16 protein-coding genes and 1 pseudogene are annotated in these 21,355 nt (G+C 68.2%); 9 read left to right on the forward strand and 8 right to left on the reverse strand.

Features of this window, described 5'->3' with window-relative positions:
- Positions 1-134: 134 nt before the first annotated feature.
- The gene (locus ACWEO2_RS37895) at positions 135-407 is read left to right on the forward strand and encodes a helix-turn-helix domain-containing protein (RefSeq protein ID WP_452409772.1); all 273 of its coding nucleotides are present in this window, start codon (positions 135-137) and stop codon (positions 405-407) included.
- A 3-nt stretch (positions 408-410) separates the two neighbouring features.
- On the opposite strand, the gene ACWEO2_RS37900 is transcribed toward ACWEO2_RS37895, so the two are convergent.
- From ACWEO2_RS37900 to ACWEO2_RS37910, 3 genes are all read right to left on the reverse strand, one after another.
- Positions 411-1,052: an endonuclease gene (locus ACWEO2_RS37900; RefSeq protein ID WP_452409773.1), complete on the reverse strand. Its 642-nt coding sequence runs from the start codon at positions 1,050-1,052 to the stop codon at positions 411-413.
- A 65-nt stretch (positions 1,053-1,117) separates the two neighbouring features.
- Positions 1,118-1,549, reverse strand: a complete 432-nt coding sequence (locus ACWEO2_RS37905; protein ID WP_452409774.1) for a hypothetical protein — start codon at positions 1,547-1,549, stop codon at positions 1,118-1,120.
- Between the two features lie 103 nt (positions 1,550-1,652).
- Positions 1,653-2,870 (reverse strand): FAD-dependent monooxygenase, encoded by a 1,218-nt coding sequence (locus tag ACWEO2_RS37910; RefSeq protein WP_452409775.1) that lies wholly within the window; start codon positions 2,868-2,870, stop codon positions 1,653-1,655.
- A 74-nt stretch (positions 2,871-2,944) separates the two neighbouring features.
- On the opposite strand from ACWEO2_RS37910, the gene ACWEO2_RS37915 reads away from it, so the two are divergent.
- Positions 2,945-3,511, forward strand: a complete 567-nt coding sequence (locus ACWEO2_RS37915) for a TetR/AcrR family transcriptional regulator (RefSeq protein ID WP_452409776.1) — start codon at positions 2,945-2,947, stop codon at positions 3,509-3,511.
- Positions 3,512-3,522: 11 nt separating this feature from the next.
- Entirely contained in the window at positions 3,523-3,771 is a 249-nt protein-coding gene (locus ACWEO2_RS37920) for a hypothetical protein (protein WP_452409777.1), read from the forward strand.
- Here the strand turns inward: ACWEO2_RS37920 and ACWEO2_RS37925 are convergent.
- From ACWEO2_RS37925 to ACWEO2_RS37940, 4 genes and pseudogenes are all read right to left on the reverse strand, one after another.
- On the reverse strand, positions 3,752-5,314 hold the full coding sequence (locus ACWEO2_RS37925) for a dynamin family protein (RefSeq protein WP_452409778.1): 1,563 nt from the start codon (positions 5,312-5,314) through the stop codon (positions 3,752-3,754). The two genes, ACWEO2_RS37920 and ACWEO2_RS37925, sit on opposite strands and share 20 nt — an antisense overlap.
- A 47-nt stretch (positions 5,315-5,361) precedes the next feature.
- The gene (locus tag ACWEO2_RS37930; protein WP_452409779.1) at positions 5,362-7,176 is read right to left on the reverse strand and encodes a dynamin family protein; all 1,815 of its coding nucleotides are present in this window, start codon (positions 7,174-7,176) and stop codon (positions 5,362-5,364) included.
- Positions 7,177-7,218: 42 nt separating this feature from the next.
- Positions 7,219-8,631, reverse strand: a complete 1,413-nt coding sequence (locus tag ACWEO2_RS37935) for a hypothetical protein (protein WP_452409817.1) — start codon at positions 8,629-8,631, stop codon at positions 7,219-7,221.
- 1,401 nt (positions 8,632-10,032) lie between these two features.
- Positions 10,033-10,140: pseudogene (locus ACWEO2_RS37940) on the reverse strand (hypothetical protein); the annotation flags it as partial.
- Between the two features lie 282 nt (positions 10,141-10,422).
- Between ACWEO2_RS37940 and ACWEO2_RS37945 the strand changes: the two are divergent.
- The 6 genes from ACWEO2_RS37945 to ACWEO2_RS37970 all read left to right on the forward strand — a co-directional run bounded on the left by ACWEO2_RS37945 (position 10,423) and on the right by ACWEO2_RS37970 (position 20,222).
- Positions 10,423-12,258: an Hsp70 family protein gene (locus ACWEO2_RS37945; RefSeq protein ID WP_452409780.1), complete on the forward strand. Its 1,836-nt coding sequence runs from the start codon at positions 10,423-10,425 to the stop codon at positions 12,256-12,258.
- The gene (locus tag ACWEO2_RS37950) at positions 12,258-15,002 is read left to right on the forward strand and encodes a LuxR C-terminal-related transcriptional regulator (protein ID WP_452409781.1); all 2,745 of its coding nucleotides are present in this window, start codon (positions 12,258-12,260) and stop codon (positions 15,000-15,002) included. Before ACWEO2_RS37945 ends, ACWEO2_RS37950 begins: the two co-directional genes overlap by 1 nt.
- A gap of 45 nt (positions 15,003-15,047) precedes the next feature.
- The gene (locus tag ACWEO2_RS37955; protein ID WP_452409782.1) at positions 15,048-16,208 is read left to right on the forward strand and encodes a hypothetical protein; all 1,161 of its coding nucleotides are present in this window, start codon (positions 15,048-15,050) and stop codon (positions 16,206-16,208) included.
- 168 nt (positions 16,209-16,376) lie between these two features.
- Positions 16,377-17,741: a S1 family peptidase gene (locus ACWEO2_RS37960; protein WP_452409783.1), complete on the forward strand. Its 1,365-nt coding sequence runs from the start codon at positions 16,377-16,379 to the stop codon at positions 17,739-17,741.
- A 112-nt stretch (positions 17,742-17,853) separates the two neighbouring features.
- The gene (locus ACWEO2_RS37965) at positions 17,854-19,167 is read left to right on the forward strand and encodes a S1 family peptidase (protein ID WP_452409784.1); all 1,314 of its coding nucleotides are present in this window, start codon (positions 17,854-17,856) and stop codon (positions 19,165-19,167) included.
- A 170-nt stretch (positions 19,168-19,337) separates the two neighbouring features.
- On the forward strand, positions 19,338-20,222 hold the full coding sequence (locus ACWEO2_RS37970) for an NRDE family protein (RefSeq protein ID WP_452409785.1): 885 nt from the start codon (positions 19,338-19,340) through the stop codon (positions 20,220-20,222).
- A 56-nt stretch (positions 20,223-20,278) separates the two neighbouring features.
- Here the strand turns inward: ACWEO2_RS37970 and ACWEO2_RS37975 are convergent, their stop codons facing one another.
- Positions 20,279-21,013: a hypothetical protein gene (locus ACWEO2_RS37975; protein ID WP_452409786.1), complete on the reverse strand. Its 735-nt coding sequence runs from the start codon at positions 21,011-21,013 to the stop codon at positions 20,279-20,281.
- Positions 21,014-21,355 lie beyond the last annotated feature (342 nt).

Below are 21,355 nucleotides of genomic sequence, written 5' to 3' on the forward strand. Positions count from 1 at the left end.
TCCTACGCTCGGTCCGGAATTACGGCGTGTTCGGCGGAGTTCCCTGCGTGCGGCATCACCGGCTGCGACGATGGGCACGGTCTCTCCACTTGTACACCGTCACTGCTCGAACAGCTCGAGAAGGTGGGCACAGCATGGCCGAGAAGATCTTCGACATCGTGTGGGATGCGATCGATGACACCCCGCGCGATCACGAGAACCTGCGGCTGCGGTCGCAGCTGATATTCGAACTGACCGACTGGATCGCCACGCGCGGCTGGAGCCGGGAGGCCGCCGCTGAGCAGCTCGGCGTGAGCGCCGCCCGGATCTCCGATCTGCACTGCGGTCGGTCGCAGCTGTTCAGCCTGGACGCATTGGTCAACATGATCTCTGCTGCCGGTATGCGGGTACACGTGCGGATCACCTGAGCCTCAGCTGGCGGCCAGGACCTGTTCGGCGATTTCGTTGTCCAGGGTGACGCGGACCAGCGCGGCGGCCAGGTCGGCGGTGTGGTTTTCCGGGGCCAGGTCGGCCAGGCGGTCCGGGTCGGTGGGTAGTCGGACGCGTTCGGCGCCGCGCAGTGCGCGTTCGTCGAAATGCGGCCGGACCCAGCTCCACACGTCCTGGACCTCGCGCAGGAAGATATCGCTTCCGGTGGGGCCGATGCCCTGGAACTGCTGCAGCAGTTGGGCGGTCCGGATCGGATCCTGCTCGGCTTCGTCGGCCAGCTTGCGCAGGTCGCCGTCGTAGCGGTCCAGGACGCGAGACGCATTGGCACCCAAGCGGGAAGCCGTGCTTTCGTCGTAGCGCTTGTAGTGGGCACGGTCGAGCGCGTCGACCAGTTCCTGCCAGTCGGCATCGGCGACCCGCTGCGGGGTGCGGTATCCGGTGCTCACCAGTTCCTTGGCCGCGGCGACCGCGATATCGGCGGAGATCCTGGTGCTGAGCAATTCGGTGAGCATGAGCAGTTGGAACAGCGGGGCGGGTTTATCGGCCAAGGCGATTCCAGCCTCGGCCGCATAGCCCGCACCCGCCCGATCCAACAGTGCGTTGACCACATCCTGCTGCGTCATCGTGTTCTCCCTGCCTCGGTAATTTCAGGCGTACCCGCGGGCGGCAGATCGACACAGGCGAGGTGTCACGCAGTCTCCAGCACCGCGTTGAGCTGCGTGGTCACCAGAGCGAGCACGCGCCCGGCGGTCGCCAGATCCGCGGCGGAGATATCGGCATAGGCCCGCGCCATCGCACCGTCGATATCCGCACGGACGCTGCCGAAACGGGATTTTCCGAGGTCGGTGACTCGGATGGTGTCGCCTTGCTCGATCAACGCGGCGGCAGCCAATTCGGCCAGTGCGTTTCGCGCGGTGGCCGCATCGGTCTTCAGCGCACCGGCCAGCCGAGACAGGAGCTGGTCGAGCTGGATTTCCCCGCCCGCGACCGCGGCGAGGGTGAGTCCGACCCACTGGTGGTAGGTCATTGTGGTGCCGCGCAGGATCTGCTCGAGCATCGCTCGATGGGCGTTCTCGGCCTGGCCGAGGATCTGCGGGTTCAGGGTGATGGTGGTGGTCATGGTGACTTCGTTCCTTTCCGGTGAACTGCTTCACCCCGTTTCGACACCGGATTCGTGGCGGCTGTGACCGGACTGCCCCGATCTTCACTGTGAGGTGCGCCACTCAGACGTCCGCGTACTCCTTGGCGGCAACAGTGCGGGCGACCTTCTGCGGGGCTCCGCCGATGAGACCGCGCCACGGCAGATATGGCAGCAGCCGGACATTCAGATTGCGCATGCGGATCATCGAATAGCTCGGCGGCGCATACCATTTGCCGACCCCCTCGGCGAAGGTCTGACAGGCCTCGACCATGGGGCGCATCGCCGCGCGATAGCGGGCGAAGGCGATGGTGTGATCGCCGCCCGCCGCGGCGAGTTCACCGGCCAGGATGTACGCGCCTACCAGCGACAGGTCGGCCCCCTGACCGGACAGCGGAGATGCACAGTAGCCCGCGTCCCCGACCAGCGCCACGCGTCCCTTGGACCAGTCGTCCATATGGATCTGCGCCATCGCGTCGAAGTAGAAGTCCTCGGCGGCATCGAGGTGCGCGAGCAGCTTCGGCACCTCCCAGCCCTGGTCCGCGAACCGATCGGCCAGGATCTTCTTCTGCTGCTCGACATCGCGGTAGTCGTAGTCGAGCTGCTCGGATTCGAATGCGAAAACCGCTTTAGCTTCGGTGTTGTTGCGTGCGCTGTAGCTGCCCGCGATGGTGCCGGGGGTGTTGTAGTCCAGCTCCCAGCGGTCGAGTTCGAGCAGGTTCGGGGTGGTGTAGATCGAGATGTAGTACCCCATATGCCGGATGAACTCCGATTCCGGACCGAAGACCAGCCTGCGGGTATTGGAATGCACGCCGTCGGCGCCGATCACCAGATCGAAGGTGCGCGGTTCGGCATTGGCGAAGGTGACGTGCACGCCCGAATCATCCTGGGCGAGTTCGACTATCGAATCACCGAAGAGGTATTCGACGTCTTCCTTGGTCGCCTCGTAGAGCACCCGGGACAAGTCGCCGCGGTGAATCTCGGTGTCGCCGTTGGCCCCGACGCCATTGAAGACCTCGCTGCTGATATCCGCCTTCACCTTGCCCGCCGCATCGACGTAGGAGGTGCCGCGCTTGCCGGTGCTCATCTCGCGCACCCGCTCCAGCAGGCCCATTCGGCGCACGACCTCGGTCGCGGTGCCGAGTACGTCGATGGCCTGACCACCCGCACGTAGTCGCGGCGCGCGCTCGACGATCGTCGGGGTGAATCCGTAGCGGCGCAACCAGTAGGCGAGTGCCGGTCCGGCGATGCTCGCCCCGGAGATGAGGACGGTGCGGTTCTTCAGGCTCTGCGTGCTGCTCATGCGCAGAACTGTACATTTGTCTTAGGCGCTTGCGCAAGACAAATGCCTAAGGCGATTGCGCTACCATGCTGACCATGGGAAATCGTGAGGATCTGCTGGCAGGCGCACGCCGGTGCCTGTTCGAGAAGGGCTATACGCGCACCACCGTGCGCGATATCTCGAATGCCGCGGGTGGGGTCAGCATGGCCGCCATCGGGTACCACTTCGGCTCCAAAGAGGCATTGCTGAATGCAGCGCTGGCGGAGGCGAATCGGGAGTGGGGCGATGAACTCGAACGCACTCTGAGCACTGTGGCCGAGCCGAATGCCACTGCCCTGCAACGCTTCGAAGCGAATTGGACCGCGGTGCTCGACTCCATCGCCGCCCACCGCGGCCTCTGGTCGGCCACCTTCGACATCCTCGCCCAATCCGGACTGGATGAGACGACCCGCGCACAACTGTCGGCGGGCCTCGATGAAGCCCGCCGCGGCCTGGCCCGGCTCTTCGAGGGCATCGATGAATCCGATACCGAGGGCGGCTACGCCATCGGCTCCTTCTACCAGGCGCTACTGACCGGCCTGGCCGCACAGGTTCTGATCGATCCGGACCACGCACCGTCGGGCAGCGAACTCGCCGACGCGCTGCGCCGGATCACCAGCTAGGTCACGCATCGGTGCGCACCCTTGGTCACGACTGCACACCGCGTGCGGCGGGTGTGCGGACGAAACGCGATGCGCCAACGCCCGCCCGCCAATTGCCCGGTCGCGGTGACGAATTCCGCATCCTGCGGCGGCGTGCGGGTGGCTTCGATCCGCGTGATCCGGCGATCGGCCGCGCGGGTCCGTCGCATATCGCCGCGGCGCGGGCGGTGATCCCTGGGGCACCGGATCGCGCACACCGAATCACTCCGGCAGCAGGCTGAGCGTCCCCTCGGCACTGCGCGCTGCGGTGAGGCAGGCGGTGGTGGTGAACTGGTCGGCCAGCGGGTGGCGGGCGCGGGCGCGCCATTTGCGCACCGCGGCCAGTGCCTGGGCGCGCTGGCCGGCGGCGTCGGTGCCGGAGGGCAGGCCGAGCCGCAGGTGGGTGGCCACGCCGGAGCCGCCGATCAGGCGGTGCAGTTCGGCGAGATCCGCTGCGGGCAGTGCCAATTCGTCGGTGCGCAGGCGGCCGAGCAGACGGAGCTCGGCGAAGCCGTGGACATCGGCGAGCAGGGTGCGGACTCGGGGCAGCAATTGATCGGCCTGGGTGCCTGGGTACACGGTGAGCACGCGCGCCAGCGCAGTCAGCGCCGAATGCGCCTTGAGTTGGTCGGCGCGCTGGCCGAATTGCACATCGAGCACCGAGCGCAGCTCGTCCACACCGCTGCGGCTGGTCAGTTCCGCTGCCAGCGTGGCGGAATCGCGCACACCGAGCCGAATCAGCGTCACCGCCATCCGAATTCCGAACAGGCCGAAGCGTTCGGCGAGCTGGGCGCGTAGTTCCGGCGGGACCGGGAGCGCAATATCGGGACGCGCGAAGCGATCCGCCGAGAGCAGTGCGGCGCTCAGCTCGTCGACCGGAACCCGGGTCAATGCCTCGAAGGCGGTGAATTCCTGCTGACGCAGCGTCGCGGCGGCGAAGGCGAGCAGACCGGCGACGGGAATGACGGCCTGGCACAGCCCGGTTCGCTCCAGCTCCCCCGCGAAACGCATCGCGACATCGCGGGCGGAGTGCAATGCATCGATTCGCCCCGCCCCGATCTCATCGGCGCGCGAAACCACTCCGATCACCCCGAGCGGTCCCGAAATACCCTGCGCCCCAGCGGCGCCGGCACCGACCTGTTCGAGAAACCGAATATCGGCGTCGTCCAGCCGACGCAGCAGATACACAATGGCGTCCGCGCCGGGAACCGAGACACCCGCACCCGCCCGGTCGCCATCCGCATCGCCCGGTGTGAGCAGTCGCGCGGTGCGCATCGACACCTCCCGCGATAGCGATGACGTGCCCGGGGTGTCGATGATGGTGGTATTCGCCAGCGCGGCGGCGGGCCACTCGACCTCGAGATGGTCGACCGGCCGCGGGCCCGGCGCATTCCAGTTCAGGCGTTCCAGCTCGAAGGTCAGCCCGTGGGTGCCGCTGCCGCGACGCACCACCACATTCGCCGTCGCCCCATCCGGTGCGTAGGCGGTAACGCTCGGGGTCGAGCCATTGCGGTACCAGGTGACGACACGCGTGCACTCGGTCGCATCGGTCGGGGCGATGTCCTGTCCGACCAGGGAGTTGAGCAGGGTCGACTTACCCGCCTTCAATGAACCGGCCAGCGCCACCCGCAGCGGTTGATCCAGGCGACGGGCACAGTCGGCCAGCAGTGCGCGCGGCCGCGGCTCTCGCGGAAAGGCCTGCCTGGCCGCGGCGACCAGCTGATGCGCCTCGGCGACGATGCCGGGCGCCTGCCGGGCATCGTGCCGGGTCACGTCTCTTCTCACGGAGCTACCGTACCGGCGGCCCATGCACCGGGCGCGGCGATGGCCGGTTACATGGCATCCGCATAGCGTCGCAGCTCGGCGACCATGTGCAGCTGCCGGTCGAGGACCGCGCAGCGCTCGGTGCGCCGCGCCGTCTCCATATTCGCCGCCTCCTGCGCGGCCCGCAGCGAATCGTCGATCGAACGCAGGGCGCGTTCGGCGATGCCGGTGTAGTGATCGCGCAGCGCCCGATGGATGCGGTGCATGCGGTCCTTGGACTCCTTGGCCGCCTGGAAGGCGACATCGTCGACGAAGCGCCGGATGGCAACCTTGGCCTCGTTGCGCCGGCGGGCCAGTCTGGCCTGCTTGTCATCGCGGAATGCCTTGCCGCCCACCAGCACACCGGCCCCGATGGAGATCGGATTGAGCATCGCGAGCCCGGCAAAGGTGGTGGCGAGCCCGACCATCAGCACACCGCCGTAGGAGCCGCGCATGCCGACCAGGATCTTGCTGCCGAAGCTGATATCGGGCTCGAGGTCGGCGAGGGTGCCGGTGCCGGTGCGACTGTCTTCGGTGTGCAGACCGGAGCTGACATCGGGCAGGTCGACCGCGCCGAGTTCGGTGAAGTGCGCGGCGACCCGTTCGGCCAGTTCGATCGCCCGGGTGTGCGTCCAGAGCAGGTTGTCGCCCAGCGCGGCGTCGATATCGCCGGTGAGCCATTCGGCGATCCGCTCCCAATGTCGGCCCGGATCGTGCTCATCGATCCACTCCTCGCCGGTTCTGGCGATCTCGCGCAGGCGTTCGCGCAGATCGTGATCGATATCGCCCGCCAGATCGGTGATGCCGTCGGACAGGGTCAGCTGCCAGGCCGAGGTGCGCCGGTGCAGATCCTCGGCGGTGGTCTTGGCCAACTGCAGCTCACGCACCGCCATTGCGCCCTGGCGCGGATCGCGCAGCGCGACCAGTTCACTGCCGAGCGCGAGCGCCAAATGCTCTGCGGCGGACTGGATATCGTGGGCCACCGCGAGCCGGGTCGCCGCCTGATCGCGGGCCACCACCTGATCGCGCAGGAACTGGTACAGCACCCCGAAGCCGGATTCGATGCCCAACTGCTGGTCCTGCAGCAGCATCGCGTGCCTGCGCAGTACCGCGGAGACCGGGATGATCGGGACATCGACGCGCGCGCGGTCCAGATGGTCCAGATCGGCCTGATGCACCTGGCGCCAATGCGGATACAGGTCGATCTTGGTGAGCAGCAGTGCGGTGGTCGGGCACAGTTCGCGGACCTGCCGGACGAAGGCGAGTTCCGGTTCGGTGAGTTCGGTGGAGGCATCGGAGAGCACCAGCACCGCGTCGGCGGTGGCGACCATGCCGAGAACGCCTGCCGCATAAGAACTCGCGTGCCCGCCGACGCCGGGGGTGTCGACCAGGACGATGCCGTCGGCGAGCAGCGGGTTCGGGAGCTGGATCTCGAGGCGCAGCACGCGACGGCCGTGCGCCTGCGGTGCGCGTGCGTGCACCGAGCCGATCTCGTTCATCGGCAACGGAACTCGCGCCTCCTCGGCACCGCTCGGACCGGCCAGCACGAGTTCGGCGCGCGGTTCGGTACCGTGCGCGAGCAAGGTCGGGACATCGGTGGTCGCATCATCGCCGACCGGGCAGATCTCGAGGTTCAACAGCGCATTGACGAAACAGCTCTTGCCCTGACCGAGCTGTCCGGTGATCACGATGCGCCGCCGCGGATCACGGACCCGGTCGGCCGCCACTTCCAGGCGGTCGACCAGATCATTGCGACCCGCGGCGCGTGCCGCGGCAATGGTTTCACCCAGTACCGTCAGCAGCGGTACTGCGGGCGGTTGAGCATGCACTGCGGGTGTCCCCATCGAACCTCTTTCGTACGGATATCTGCCGGGGCAGATACCTTCTTAGTGCAGGAAGGCGTCGCCGCCGAGATCGCCGCCCGCGTGTCCGCTCAGGTCGGCACCCGCATGCGAATCGGTGAAGAGCCCGGAGTCGCTGTGTCCGGTCACCGAGGTGTCCAGATGCGATCCGGCCGAACTGTCGAGTCCGGAACCGAAGGCACTCGAAACATCCAGCGACGACCAGGTATTCGCGGTGGAGCCGACGGTCGAGGACGCGCCGCCGGTCAGCGCGGAACCGGCGTGACCGCCGAGATCGGCGGCACCGCTGGCAGCGCCCTGCGCCGCACCGGCGGCCGAACCAGCAACACCGGAGTGCACCGTGCTGTCGACGCTCGACGAAAGACCGCCGCCGAGACCGGCATTCGCCGATCCACCGAGATCCGTGGCAAGTCCGGTTCCGGCGTGCACACCACTGTCGATGGCACCGCCGAGTCCGGTTTCCAAACCGGTTCCCGCGTGTGCGGCACCGCCGAGTCCGGTCGCCGAACCGGTTCCGGCATGCGCGCTACCGCCGAGCCCCGTTTCCAAGCCCGTTGCGGCCTGTGCACCGCCACTGGCGGCACCACCGATTCCGGTGGAAAGGCCGGTGCCCAGATGCGATCCGGCATCGACCGCACCCTGCACACCGGACGTCACGCTGCCGCCGACACCGGTGGCAGCGCCGATTCCGGTGGACAGACCCGACTGCAGTCCGGTAACCGCGTGGCCCCCGGCATCGACAGCACCGCCCACACCGGCGGACAGACCAGCACCGAGCTCCGAACCCGCGTGCGCCCCAGCACCGAGCGCGCCAGTGAGACCGGACGACAGACCCGCGCCGAGATCGGCACCCGCCTGGGCACCACCACCGAGCGCGCCAGTCAAACCGGACGACAGACCGGCACCGAGATCCGCACCCGCCTGGGCACCACCACCGAGGCCGGTGGTCAACCCGCCGTTCGCCGCACCTGCGAGCCCGGTCGTCGCATGCGCACCCCCGTCGACAGCACCACCCAGACTGGTCTCCAGACCCGACCCGACCTGTCCGCCGCCGTCGAAACCACCGCCCAGGCTCGTCGACAACCCGCCACCGAGGTCGGCGCCCGCACCGAGCGCGGCACCGGTGGCCAGCGTCGACTCCAGCCCGGTCGTCACCTGACCGGCCGCACCGACCCCGGACGACACACTGGACGACACACCAGAAGTCACACCGCCCCCCAGCCCCGTACCCGCATCCACCACGCCGCCGACACCGCTGGCCAGCCCCCCACCGAGCTCCGAACCCGCCTGCGCCCCAGCACCAAACGCACTCTCGATCCCCGAGGTCGCCTGCGCGCCAGCATCGACAGCACCACCCAGTCCAGCGGACAAGCCACCACTCAGATCGACACCCGTGTGCGCACCGGCATCGACCACACCACCGAGTCCCGTGGACAACCCGCCACCAAGTCCGGCACCAGCGTCGACGGCACCACCGATCCCGGTGGACAACGCGCCACCGAGACCGGCACCAACCTGCGCACCCGCGTCAACCGCGCCACCGATTCCCGTCGACAGCCCGCCACCAAGTCCGGCACCAGCATCAACGGCACCACCGATCCCGGTGGACAACGCGCCACCGAGACCGGCACCAACCTGCGCACCCGCGTCAACCGCGCCACCGATTCCCGTCGACAGCCCGCCACCAAGTCCGGCACCAGCATCAACGGCACCACCGATCCCGGTGGACAACGCGCCACCGAGACCGGCACCAGCATCAACGGCACCACCAATGCCGGTCGACAACCCGGTTTCCAAACCACCGGTCGCTTGGCCACTCGCATCGATCGCGCCATTCAGACCCGAGGACATCCCCGTGCCGAGATCGCTACCGACCTGCGCGCCACCACCGAGGACACCACCAATTCCAGTGGAGAGATCCGCACCCGCGTGAGTCCCGGCATCAACCGCCCCACCGATTCCCGTGGACAACGCGCCACCAAGTCCGGCACCGGCCTGCGCACCCGCGCCCGCACCGACGGCGCCGCCGATTTCCGTCTCCAGGCCCGCCGCCGCATGGGTGCCAGCATCGACGGCACCGCCGAATCCGGTGGACAGGCTCGTGCCGAGGTCGGCACCCGCTTGGGCACCGGCACCGATGGCGCTGCCCAGGCCAGCGCCGAGGTCGGCACCGGCATCGATGACGCCGTTGAGCCCGGCACCTACCTGGCCGCCCACGCCGAGACCGCCGGACAATCCGGTCTCCAAACCGGAAATCACCTGCGCACCGGTGCCGACGGCACCGCCAAGGCCCGCGCCGAGCGCACCACCCAGGCCAGTGCCCACCTGCGCACCGGCATCAATCGCACCCGACAGACCCGTAGCCAGATCGGCACCGGCCTGTGCACCGGCGCCGAGCGCACCACCGAGGCCAGCCGTGAGACCGGTCACCGCCTGCACACCGGCATCCACAACGCCGCCGAGACCAGTGGTCAGCCCCGTGCCCACATTGACAATGCCGCCGAGCCCGGTGGCCACACCGGCGCCGAGGTCGGCACCGGCCTGCAGGCCAGCGCCGATCGCGCCATTGAGGCCGGTGGCCAGGTCGAGTCCGGTGCCGATGCCCAGATCGGCGCCGAGATCGATATCGGTGCCCAGGTCGACGCCCGCGTCGGCGGCCGCGCCGACACCGACCGCCGCGGCGGTATTCGCACCCGCGGCGGCATTCGCATCGGCCGCGCCAGCGCCACCGGCCGCCACGATTGCCGACAGCTGCGAACCGCCCGCGATCAGGGCCGATTCGGCGACCATTGGGGCGACGGCGGCAATGTCTTCCGGCGTCACCGCGGGCAAACCGGCAGCCGCCAGTGCCTGTCCGGGGTTCGCGCAGTAACCCACCGCTGCCTCATGGTCGCGCAGCAGGTTGAGGATGAACTCCAGAATCGCGTTCGGTGTCATCGAAATCATCTCCCTGGATGAGCGGACCCTCGCGATCCGCGGTCGTTGGAATGCATTTCACGCTAGGGACGTCAAGCGTTACTTCGAAACGGGGCGCACCCCTACTGCGCACCGCACGTCACCGTTAGGGGCACCCGAACCATTAGGGGAATTTCCCCGCAACTTCCCCGCCTTAGTAACGGCGGATGCTCAGCAACCGACAGAAGTGTTGCGGTTGGCGGGTCCACTCCGCCCCTTCCTGAACTACAACAGCGACTACCGGGCCACACAGTTTTCGAACGGGGTTCTCGAATGACAGAGCGTCTGGCGCTCGGCATCAATGTCGGAGCGTCGAATTCGGTCGCGGTGGCGACCCGGGGGGACGGCAGCGATTTCGACCGGGGCCACTCCGGTGGCACCGTCATAACCCATCCGAGTGTGTTGCGCCTCACCCCGGAGGCGGCACCCGCGTTCGGCAGCGGCGCCCGCCCGACCGGCAGGCACTCCAATGACGTCGTACTCGAGGGCTTCCTCGCACGGGTCGGCGATCCGGTGGATATTCTCGCCGAAGACGGAAGTGCCCACTCCGCAGCGGATCTCGTGGCCACCGCGGTCAATTGTCTGATCGAGGAGATCGGCGCCGACGCAACACAATCCACGGTCGCCTGCCATCCGGCGTGGTGGTCACGGCACACCGTCGATGTGCAGCGGGCCGCGTTGGATCGCGCGGGTCTGCGCGAGGTGACCCTGGTTCCGGAACCGACCGCGGCGGCGCGCTGGCTCGAGGCCGCACACGGCCCACTCGGTGACGGCGCGGTGGTCGTCTACGACCTAGGCGCATCCGGTCTCACCGTCTCGGTGGTGCGTACCGGCGTTGCCGCGGCAGTGCTCGGCACACCACTGCGGACCACCGATGTTGCTGGCGCCGAATTCGATCTGCTGACCATGCGCTACGTCCTGGCTAATGCCCTGCGCGGAAATGATTTCGATCCGTTCGACCCGGTCATCGAACGGGAATTGTCGGCATTGCGCGATCGCTGTCGATATGCGAAAGAAGAGCTTTCCACAAATACCGCGACGGTCGTCCCGGTCCGTTTGAACCCGACCGATCACCACGCCGAAAACATCCGACTGGTCCGCGGCGAACTCGAGGATCTACTCCGCGGGCCATTGCTGACCTTGATCGACCTCATTCGCGACGCGGTACATCGCGCCGGACTCGATATCGGCAATATCGGCCGGGTGCTGCTCACCGGTGGCGGCGGCGCGATCCCACTGGTCGCCGAATTGGTCTCGACCGAATTCGGACTCCCGGTGGTCGCGGCGCCCGAGCCGAAGTTCACCAGCGCACTCGGCGCTGCCGAGCTGGCCGCGGATCTGCTCGCGGCGACGCTGGATCACACCCCGGTGGCGGCCATGGCCGTCGGCATCGCGAAGACCACCGAAATTCCGACGGCGCCACGACGCGTGGAGCCGACCGCACAGGGCGCCCGCATGACCGGCCGCACCCCGGCCGACGACAACGCCACCGTGCCCGATCAGACCTTGCCGAAAAAGCGCGACCGGTCCGGCCGGAGGCTCTCCGGCCGCCAGCGCGCCGCCATCATCGCGGGCGCGGCCCTGATACTCGGCGCACTCGCGACCGGTACCGTCGCCATCGGCACCGGCGCGCAGTCGGGGCCGAATCCGCCTGCGGGCCCCGACCCGACAACCGCGCCGGGCGCAGCGGTCGTCGCGGTGACCAATAGTGGCAACACCTCCGACACCGCGGCCACCTCCGCGAAGGACTCGCCCGCCGCAACCACGGACAGGCCGAAACCCGTTGCGGGACAACCGAGTTCCCCGACCGCGAGCACCGCCGCCGCGGTGAACGATCAGCCCGTGCCGGTCCAGACCACCGACGGCCAGCCCGCCCAGAGTCAACCGGCACAGAGTCAACCGGCGCAAGGTCAACCGATACCCGCGACCCAGCCGTCGACGGAGGCTCCGGCACCGCCGCCACGCCCGACAACGCAGCCGCAGCCGACAACGCAGCCGGTACCGCAGCCGCAGGTCCCGACCGTGCCCCTGACCCTGCCGACCGACACCCTGGGCGACACCGTCGGCGGCGTCGTATCCGCACTGCCGAAGATTCCCGGAGGCAGATGATGAGTGATATCGCCTTCGACACGCTGCCCTGTGCTCGCGAGATCTTTCGCGAATTGGACTCCGCCGACCGGCAACCGGTCGTCTATCTCATCCGCGGCCGCTCCGGCTCCGGCAAATCCACCCTCCTTTCGGTGATCCGGGCCCGCCTGCGCGCGCATGACATCCCGTTTCAAGACGATCCCGCAATGCCCGGATACCTTGCGCCGCAGGGCAACCCGGTCGACGGCGGGCATGCGATAACGGACGGTCACAATCCGGACCGGCAGCACGCCGACACCGATTCGCGCGCCAGCCGCATCCGCACGAACAGCGCGGACCAGGTCAGCGGCGACGGCCACCGCACCGGCCACCTGGTCCGAACCGCCGAAAAGCCCCGCACCGGCCAGGGCACTCGCGCCACGAACGGCACCCTTCCGGGCGCCAGCGCCCCGCGCCCCGCCCTGGTCATCGACAATGCGCACACCCTCAGCGCAGCCGATCTCGAATCCCTCTGCGCGACCATCGAATCCGGCCGCTACACCGTTATCGTCGCGACCCAGCCGCGTCCGCACGATCCGCACCTGCGCACGCTCGCCGACACCGTCGCCCGCCGCGGCCGGGTGGCCGATCTGCGCGCCCTCGGCGTCTCCGATATCGCGCCGTTCGCCCGCGAGCTGGGCATGGCGGTGCCGCGCCCGGTCGCCCAGCACATCCACCGCCAGACCGCGGGCAGCCGCGGCGGTGTGGTCGCCGCGCTGACCGCCGCCTGTTCGGCCCGCCTCGACGCCGGGATCAGCGCCGTCGACGACGCCGTCGCCGCATGGGCCCGTGCTCTCCTGGACAACCTCGAGCCGGACCTGCTCGAGACCTTGGTCGTCGCCACGACCGGCACCGGACTGGACTCCACCGAACTCGCCGAGGTCCTCGGCGTGGAAAATGCCGCGGCCCAGGACCTTATCGACCGGGCCAGGGCCAGCGCCCTGGTCACCGATGCCGATCTGCTGCTGGAACCCGCCGTCAAGCCGCTGCGCACGCTGCTCGGCGATCGCCGCTTCGTGGCCGTCCAGCGCCGATTGCTCAACGCTCGACTGGATGCGGGCCTGCTCCGCGATCACACCGCACTGCTGCTCGCCGAATCCGGCGTCCGCGACCGACGGCTGGCCGAATTCCTCAGCGCCGCAGCCGAAAAGGCGGGCCGCGAGGCGGTCCGCTACTACGCGGCCGCGGCGGCAAGCGGCGCCGATCCCGACCTCATCTCGCTGCGTTGGGCGGAGGCGGCCGCGCACACCGGCGACGGCGATACGGCCATACGGCTGGCCGAACCGCTCTTGGCTCGCCCGGGCGTCTCCGGTGTGGAACTGGCCGCGGCCGTGCGGATCTGCGCGGCAGTGCTCACCCGACGTGGTCTGGTCGGCCGCGCCGCCCAGCTGTATTCCTGGCTCGGCGCGCGGCGGATCGGCGCGGATTGGGCGGTCGGCGCCACCGTGCAGTACCTCGCGGGTGACGTGTCCGCCGCAGCAGAGCTGTCCGAATCATCGACGCAGTGGCCGCCGACCGAGGCCACTGCGCACGCCCGCCTGATCGCCAGCGCACTCGCCCGCACCATCGTCGAACACGAAACCGGTACCGCCGCAGCGGTATCCGCACTCATCCAGGCCGCGCAGGCCGATGCGGGCAGCGATCGGTTCCTGCCGTGCACCGCGGTCTCCATCGCGACGCTGCTGTGCCTGAGCACGGGTGAGCCGCGCCGCGCCGGTGAGGCGCTGCGCCGGGCCGGCACCAGCGGCCTGCGCTGTCATCAACTACAGGTGCTCACCGCGTGGGCCGCGATGCTCGGCGGCGACGAACAGGCCGCCGCGGCCACCGTGGCCGCGCTGCAACCGGATTCGCTCGATATCCGCGACCGCCTGCTCGCACACGGCGTCGCGGTCGGCCTGGCCCGCCGCGGCGGTGATCATGCCGCGCTCACTCGCGCCTGGCAGGCCGCCTATCCGCTCTTCGACGATGTCGATGCCGATCTGCTCACCCTGCTCCCGATCGGTGAGCTGTGGCTGGCGGGCATCCGGCTGCGCGATGAGCGCCGGATCGCGCCGCTGGTCGATGCCTCCCGTGCACTGCTGCGCCGGCTGGACCAACCACCCGCCTGGGCCAATGCCTTCCACTGGTACGGCGTGCAGGCCGCGATCGCGCACGAAAGTCCGGAGGAACTGCTCCCGCATGCCCGGCTGCTCAAGGCCGCGGCCGAAGCCGGGGACCGGCACGCCGCGATCCTCGCCGATGCGGGTCGCACCTGGGTGCTCGTCCTGCGCGGACAGGTCGCCGCGGCCCCGGTGCAGGCGGCCGTGGCCGGCCTCAGCGAGATCGGCCTGACCTGGGATGCCGCCAGACTCGCGAGCGAGGCCGCACTCGCGGCCGCCGATTCCGCCACCGCGACGGCACTGCTCAAACTGGCCAGAACCGTCCGCGCCGACGCCCGGCCCCAGGAACAGCCGGTCCGCCCGACCGCCCCCGCCTCGACCAACGGCGATGGGCCGACGCCGCCGGAACCCGCGCCGGACGCGGCGATTCTCAGCGACCGCGAACGCGAGGTCGCCGAACTCGTGCTACTCGGTCTGACCTATCGGGAGATCGGCGCTCGTCTGTATATTTCGGCGAAGACCGTGGAGCATCATGTCGCCCGTATCCGACGCCGGATCGGTGCCCGTTCCCGTTCGGAGCTATTGTCGATGCTCCGCGCCATGGGACACGGCTCACTGCTGGTGTGACCGGGGTGCCTGCCGATCCGTGACGCCGAAGCGAGGTAATTGAGGATGGCCACTGGGGTGGGCCTGCGCATCGCCGAGGACAACTGCACAGCAGCCATCGTGACCGATAACGGCGAACCACAGTTCATAGTCCGTGAGTCGATCCTGCACATGTCCGATGACGGCGATACCGTCCTCGGCGGTCCAGCCCCGGCCGGTCATACGCATTCGATCACCGGTTTCGCCTACGCGGTCGGCGATCCCGCCGGTATCTCCGTCGACGACGGCGAGGCCTACCGGGCCGAGGACCTGGTCGCGACGGCACTGTTCTGCCTGATCAACCTCACCGCCGAACATTTGAACGGCGCCGCCGAGTTCTACGCGACCTATCCCGCCGGCTGGCCGTCCCAATACGTGCTCTCGCTGCGCGAAGCCCTCGACTACCTCGGCCTGCGTTCGGTATTGCTGGTCAGCGAGGGTGACCTACCTGTCAGCGACGCCGTCGAACCGGAGCAGTCCTACGCCTACGACGCCGCCCGGGCGGCATTGGCCGCGGTGCTGGCGACACCCGCTGGCGCGACACCGCCGGATCCGAGCGATGCCGAGAATTCGACCGTCGTCACCGACGTCATCCCGGCGGTGCCGACGCCTGACGCACAGCTGCAGGCCTATTCGGCGGCGATCCCGATCGGCGAAACGCTCGCCGCGCCAGTCGAACCGGTTGCGCCGACCGCGGTCGAAGCGCCCGCGGCCGCCGCCGGAAAGCCCAAGCCACCGCGCGTCACCCCACTGCTGATCGGGGTCGCCGCTGTCATCGGTCTGGTGCTCGGGGGCTTGGGCATCTCGGTGCTGTTCCATGACCCGGCGACCCCGGTGCCGCCGGTGCGTGATGCCAAATCCGATCAGGTATCGGTGAGCCCGTCGCCGCAACCGCCGGTCAACCTCCCGACCGCGCCGATCACCACCACCACCGAACCACCTGTGGTCATCACCAGCAGCGAACCGGAGACGACCACCGAGGCGCCGACCACCACACCGCCGCCGACCACTCCAACCACCACCGAGCCGCCGACCACGACGACCACGACGACACCGCCGACCGCCACCACCACCACGCGCTCGAGCCGAACCACGACGACACGCCCGTTCCCCATGTGGACCGCCCCCGGCTGGAGTCCGCAGCCGTGGGAACCGCAGTACACGTTCGACTTCCCATCTCCTCGCTGATTTAGTGGGGCCCGACGTGGGTTTGTGCCTTAAAGTGATCGGCTGACCGATGTTGTCGCAAAATTTGCGCACAACAGGTCTGTTGCTGGACGAAGACTGTGCGCCGAGCGGATGCAGCCCGTGGCCCACGGACGTAGCTGGCACACCTCGTGCCGACGAAGGGACTTCATGCGCAAGTTGGTGGCGCGTAGCGCCGCGGTCAAGGCGGCCTCGATCGGATTCGCCGCGACCGTATTCATCGCACCCCTCCTCGTCACCACCGCCGCCTCGGCAGAACCGACCGCACCCGGGCAGCTGAGTGCGGAGAACCTGCCGCCCGAACTGGTGCAGGCCATCTCCCGCGATCTGAAGATGACGCCCGCGGAGTATCTGGAGCGCTCGGCCAAGGCCCAGCAGCTCAGCGACTACGCGCGCTCGTTCCGCAGCGAACGCCCCGATACCTATGCGGGCGCCTGGATCGGCACCGACGGCAAGCCGGTCGTCGCGGTCACCTCGGTCGATGCCGCCAAGATCGCCGCGGCCGACGGCTATCAGACCCGGTTGGCCCCGGTCTCGGCGAACAGCCTGGAGAACTCACTGATGCAGCTCAATCAGTGGATCAATACGCTGCCGAAGGAGATCTCCCAGTCGATCAACTCCGTCGCGATCGACTTCCTGAACAGCCAGCTGGTGATGTCGGTCGCCAATACGCCGGTCGGTCACGCGCTGAACCTGCCGACCCTGATCGCCAACGTCAAGGTCATCCTGTCGCCCAATAACGGCGGTCCAGTCGAGCGCCGTCCGATGGGCGGCGACACCTATATCACCGCGCCGACCTCGCTGAAGGACACCTCGCTGCGCGGCGTCGATGTCTGTTCGTTCGGCTTCAACAGCGTGGACGCGGCGGGCAACGCGCTGAATATCAGCGCGGGCCACTGCGATCCGAATATCGATAAGAGCGATCAGCAGGCCGCGGTCTACCTGCCCAATATCCGGGACATCCCGAACAGCATCGAGCTCGGCAACTTCGTCCAGGCGAGCCTGGGCGGCCCGAGCGCGCTCGACTACTCCGTCATCAAGCTGAACGAGCGCTCGGTCAATGCGGGTATGGACCAGCCCTCGGTGCGCGGATCCAATGGCACCACGCTGACCATCACCGGCACCGCCGAGCCGGTCACCGGCGCTCCGGTCTGCAAATCGGGCCAGTCGTCCACCTTCACCTGTGGGTTCGTGGTGGCGGATCGGGTCGAAACCCAGCTCTACACCTCCGAGGGCGTGAGCAAGACCGTGCGCGGCTTCGCCAGTTCGGCCTGCACGCTCGGCGGCGACAGCGGCGGCGCGATCGTCTCCGGCACCCTCGCCCTCGGCATCACCAGCGGTTCCAATGCGGCCGACGCACCGGACTGCAATGAGGCCAATATCGCGCTCGCGCAGTACGGCGGCACCGCGACGCTCGGCATTCCGATCCGCTCGATCCTGGCCGATATCGACGCGGCCTCCGGCGGTGGCATCGGCAATGGCATCACCGTGCGGACCCGGCCGAACGCCGGGTAATCCGGTTGCCGGACACCGTTTTTGTGCAACGCCATCCGCTGGATTCACAGTGGGCAGCACAACATTCCGACATAAGTAGGCATAACCGGCCGGACACCTTAAGGTATGGGACATGCTCCTGCCACGTATAGGTCAGTTCCGATCAGCTGCGCGACAGACCCGAGTCCGAAAATCAGTAATCGCCGCCTCGGCGGCGATTCTGCTGTTCGGTCCGACAGCGGCAGTAGCGAACGCACAACCCGATCAGCCCGCCCTGCCCGCCGAGCTGATCGCGGCGGTCGCGCGTGATCTGAAGATCTCCCCCGAGGAGTACCTGCACCGCGCCGATCTGGCCCAGCAGGTCGCGGCCTTCGCCACCACGGCGCAGCGCCAGTTCCCGCAGGTCTTCGGTGGCGCGTGGCTCGATGACGGCGGCAAGGCCGTGGTGGCGCTCGCGCAGGGCACCGGCGCCGACGAGGCCCGCAAGGCCGCCACGTCGGCCGGATTCGAGGTCCGCAATGTCGCCAAGAGCGAGGCGGCGCTGCGCGGTGAGAAGAGCGCGTTCGAGCGCTGGCTGGACGGGCAGCCCGAAGCCGTTTCCGCGCTGGTGCGCGGCGTGGTCGTCGACACCGTCAACAACAGCATCGCGGTGCGGGTCGAGCAGGCCGGTCTGCCGATGCCGAACTTCATCGATCCGTCGCGGGTCATCGTGATGGCGCCGCCGGTCGCAGGAGAGCAGCTGCAGACGACTCCGGTCGCTGGCGCGATGCAGACCGGCCCGCTGGCCGGTGGTGACGCCTACGCCTCGATCGCCGGGAAGACGTCGCTGCGGTGCTCGTTCGGCTTCAACGGCACCGACCGGGCGGGCAATGTCGTGAACATCACCGCGGGCCACTGCAACCCCGACATTGCGTCGGCGGGCTCGGCTAATGCCTCCGGCGTCTTCGAGATGGCCGGCGATCGGCCGGGCGCGCAGCTGGGCACCTTCCAGAAGTCGGTGCTCGGCGCGCAGGACTACTCGATCATCCGGATCAACGACCAGGCCAGGGATAGGTTCACGAACAACTTCGTGCGCCAGCCGGGCGCGCCCGTCGCCATCGAGGGCGTTGCTGTTCCGGTGGTCGGCGCTCCGGTCTGCAAGTCCGGTTCGCGCACCGGCTTCAGCTGCGGCATCGTCAACGCCGTCGACCAGACCGTGCAGGTCGGCGAGCGGGAGCTGACCCAGGCCTTCTCCGCCAATATCTGCGCCCTGCCCGGCGACAGCGGTGGCGCGATCGTCTCCGGCCGGATGGCGCTCGGCATTTCCAGCGCGTCGTCGGTCGCCGACTTTCCGATCTGCGAGATCCCGAATCTGATCGGCGCCCTCACCGGCAATGCACCGCAGCTGTTCGCACAGCCGGTCAGCGTGGTGCTTTCGGACAACCCGGGTCTGAAGGTCAATAACTGAGCCAGAACCGACCGGTGGGTACCCGGAACTAGCCCGGGGCTCGAAAAGGCCGACAGCGGCGACGCTGCCGGCCTTTTTGCTGTCACTGCGGGCGATCCACTGACCTTGCGCGGCCCGTACGTCGCGAAATGCCCTGTGGGGCGCGGCCCTGTTCCGGCATCCTGGACTGCATGTGTTTGGTGTTGATCGGTTGGCGGGTACATCCGGAATTTCGGTTGATCGTCGCGGCCAATCGCGATGAGTTCTACGCCCGACCGACCGAGTCGATGCGATGGTGGTCCGAGGTACCTGGACTACTGGCCGGGCGCGATCTGGGAGCGATCGGCAAACCCGCGGGCGACCCGCCCGGGACCTGGCTGGGCCTGACGCGGGAAGCGAAGGGGCGCAATCGATTCGCCACGGTGACCAATGTGCGCAACCCGAAAGCCGAACGCGGCGACGCCCGTTCGCGCGGGGCGCTGCTGATGGACTTCCTGCGCGGCACCGATGCCAGCGACGATATCCCGGGGCCGGAGCAGTACGTCCTCGATGTCGCCGCCGCTCCGGACGACTACAACGGCTACAACATGCTGGTCTCGGACCTCGAATCGCTGTGGTGGCACTCCAACCGCAGCGCAGTGCCACCGCAAGAGCTGACACCGGGGTTCCACGGCGTGTCCAACGGCACCTTCGTGACGTCGGCCGTACCGGGCTCCGCCGCGGCATTGGATGCGCCCCAACCCATTTGGCCGAAGGTGCGCGGCGGCCTCACCGATCTGCGCGCGGTGGTCGAATCGGATCCGGGAAACCTGGCCCGCTACTTCGAGGTGCTGGCCGATCGGACCGAGGCCCCCGATGATCTCTTGCCGCACACCGGAGTTCCGCTGCGCCGCGAGCGCACGCTCTCGGCCAGATTCATCGCCAACGCACTGCACGGAACCAGGGCGAGCACGCTATTGCTGGTGCGCGAGGACGGATCGTTCGAAATGGCCGAGCGTTCATTCGGGCGGTTCGGGCGCGATAAGGGTGAGGAAGTCTTCAGCGGCAGCCTGGATTTGCGCGAGCGCCAAGCCTGAAAACACAAAACCGGCCTGCCCTCCAGAGAGGGCAGGCCGGTCGAGTTCGGTTCGAGCTAGTTCGGCGTCTGAACCGGCGCAGCCGCGGGCGCCGCCACCGGCTTCTCGGCCCACTTCGTGGTGCCATCCGGAGCCTGGATGGTGTTGAGCAACTCGACGCCCGCAGCAACCAGTGTCGGACCGCCGACGGCGATGGTGCCAAGGATGCCGCCGATGCCCGCACCGGTCACCAGACCTGGAATGCAGCCGACCGGAAGACTGATGATGCAGCCAGCGATCGCACCGATCGCGGTGCCGACGAAGCCACCGACCGCAGTCGCGATGCCGAAGTTGCTGGCGAATTCGTTCTGCGCGCGCTGGTTTTCGATCGGCGACGCGATGTCCTTGGCGACGACCGGCTTTGCGACGACCGGCTTGTCCGACACCACGAGATCCGCCGGCTTCTCCGGGGTGACCTCGAGCACGGTGCCGTCGTTCTTCATATCCGCTTTGACCGGCACGAGCTTGCCGTCGACGTCCACGTTCAGCGGGAAGGAGACGAGGGTGTTGCCCTTGCCGTCACGCACGTTCGCGACCGTGGTCTTCGGATCGTCGGCAGTGGCGCCGGGCTCCTCGGTCAACGAGAAGGTCCCCCCCTTGAGCGCCGCCACAACGGTCTTGTCCACCAACTTGACGGAGTAGGTGAGACCGGGATCAGCCGGTGCGGCCGGATCGGCATGCGCGGTTCCGAGACCGATGGTCATCGCACCAATGGCCATCACGGCAGCCGCGGTGGTGCTGCGGAGTTTCATTCAGTATCCAATCCATCATCAAGGTTGTCCGCGAGCTGCCTCCGTACACGCGAGAGCGCTCATCAACCCAGAGTGGTCGGCTCCGGGTTCTCCCCGAGCAGTGTGAAGACAGGCACAGCAGACAGAACGTCGTGAGCGTAATCCAACCGACATGAAGATGCGAGATCCGGTGCCCATACTGTGATCTCCGCGTGACTAAGCCTGTCCTTAGCGGCAGAACGCCACCACTCACTGTTTACGGTGGTTAGCGCCCGAACTCACATCCGGATTGTCGGATCTTCGTGAGATCCATCACAGGCGGAATTCGTGTCAAGCCCCAGGAAGAAGGGGCTCCGGCCAACT

The organism is Nocardia sp. NPDC004278, from assembly GCF_053602975.1.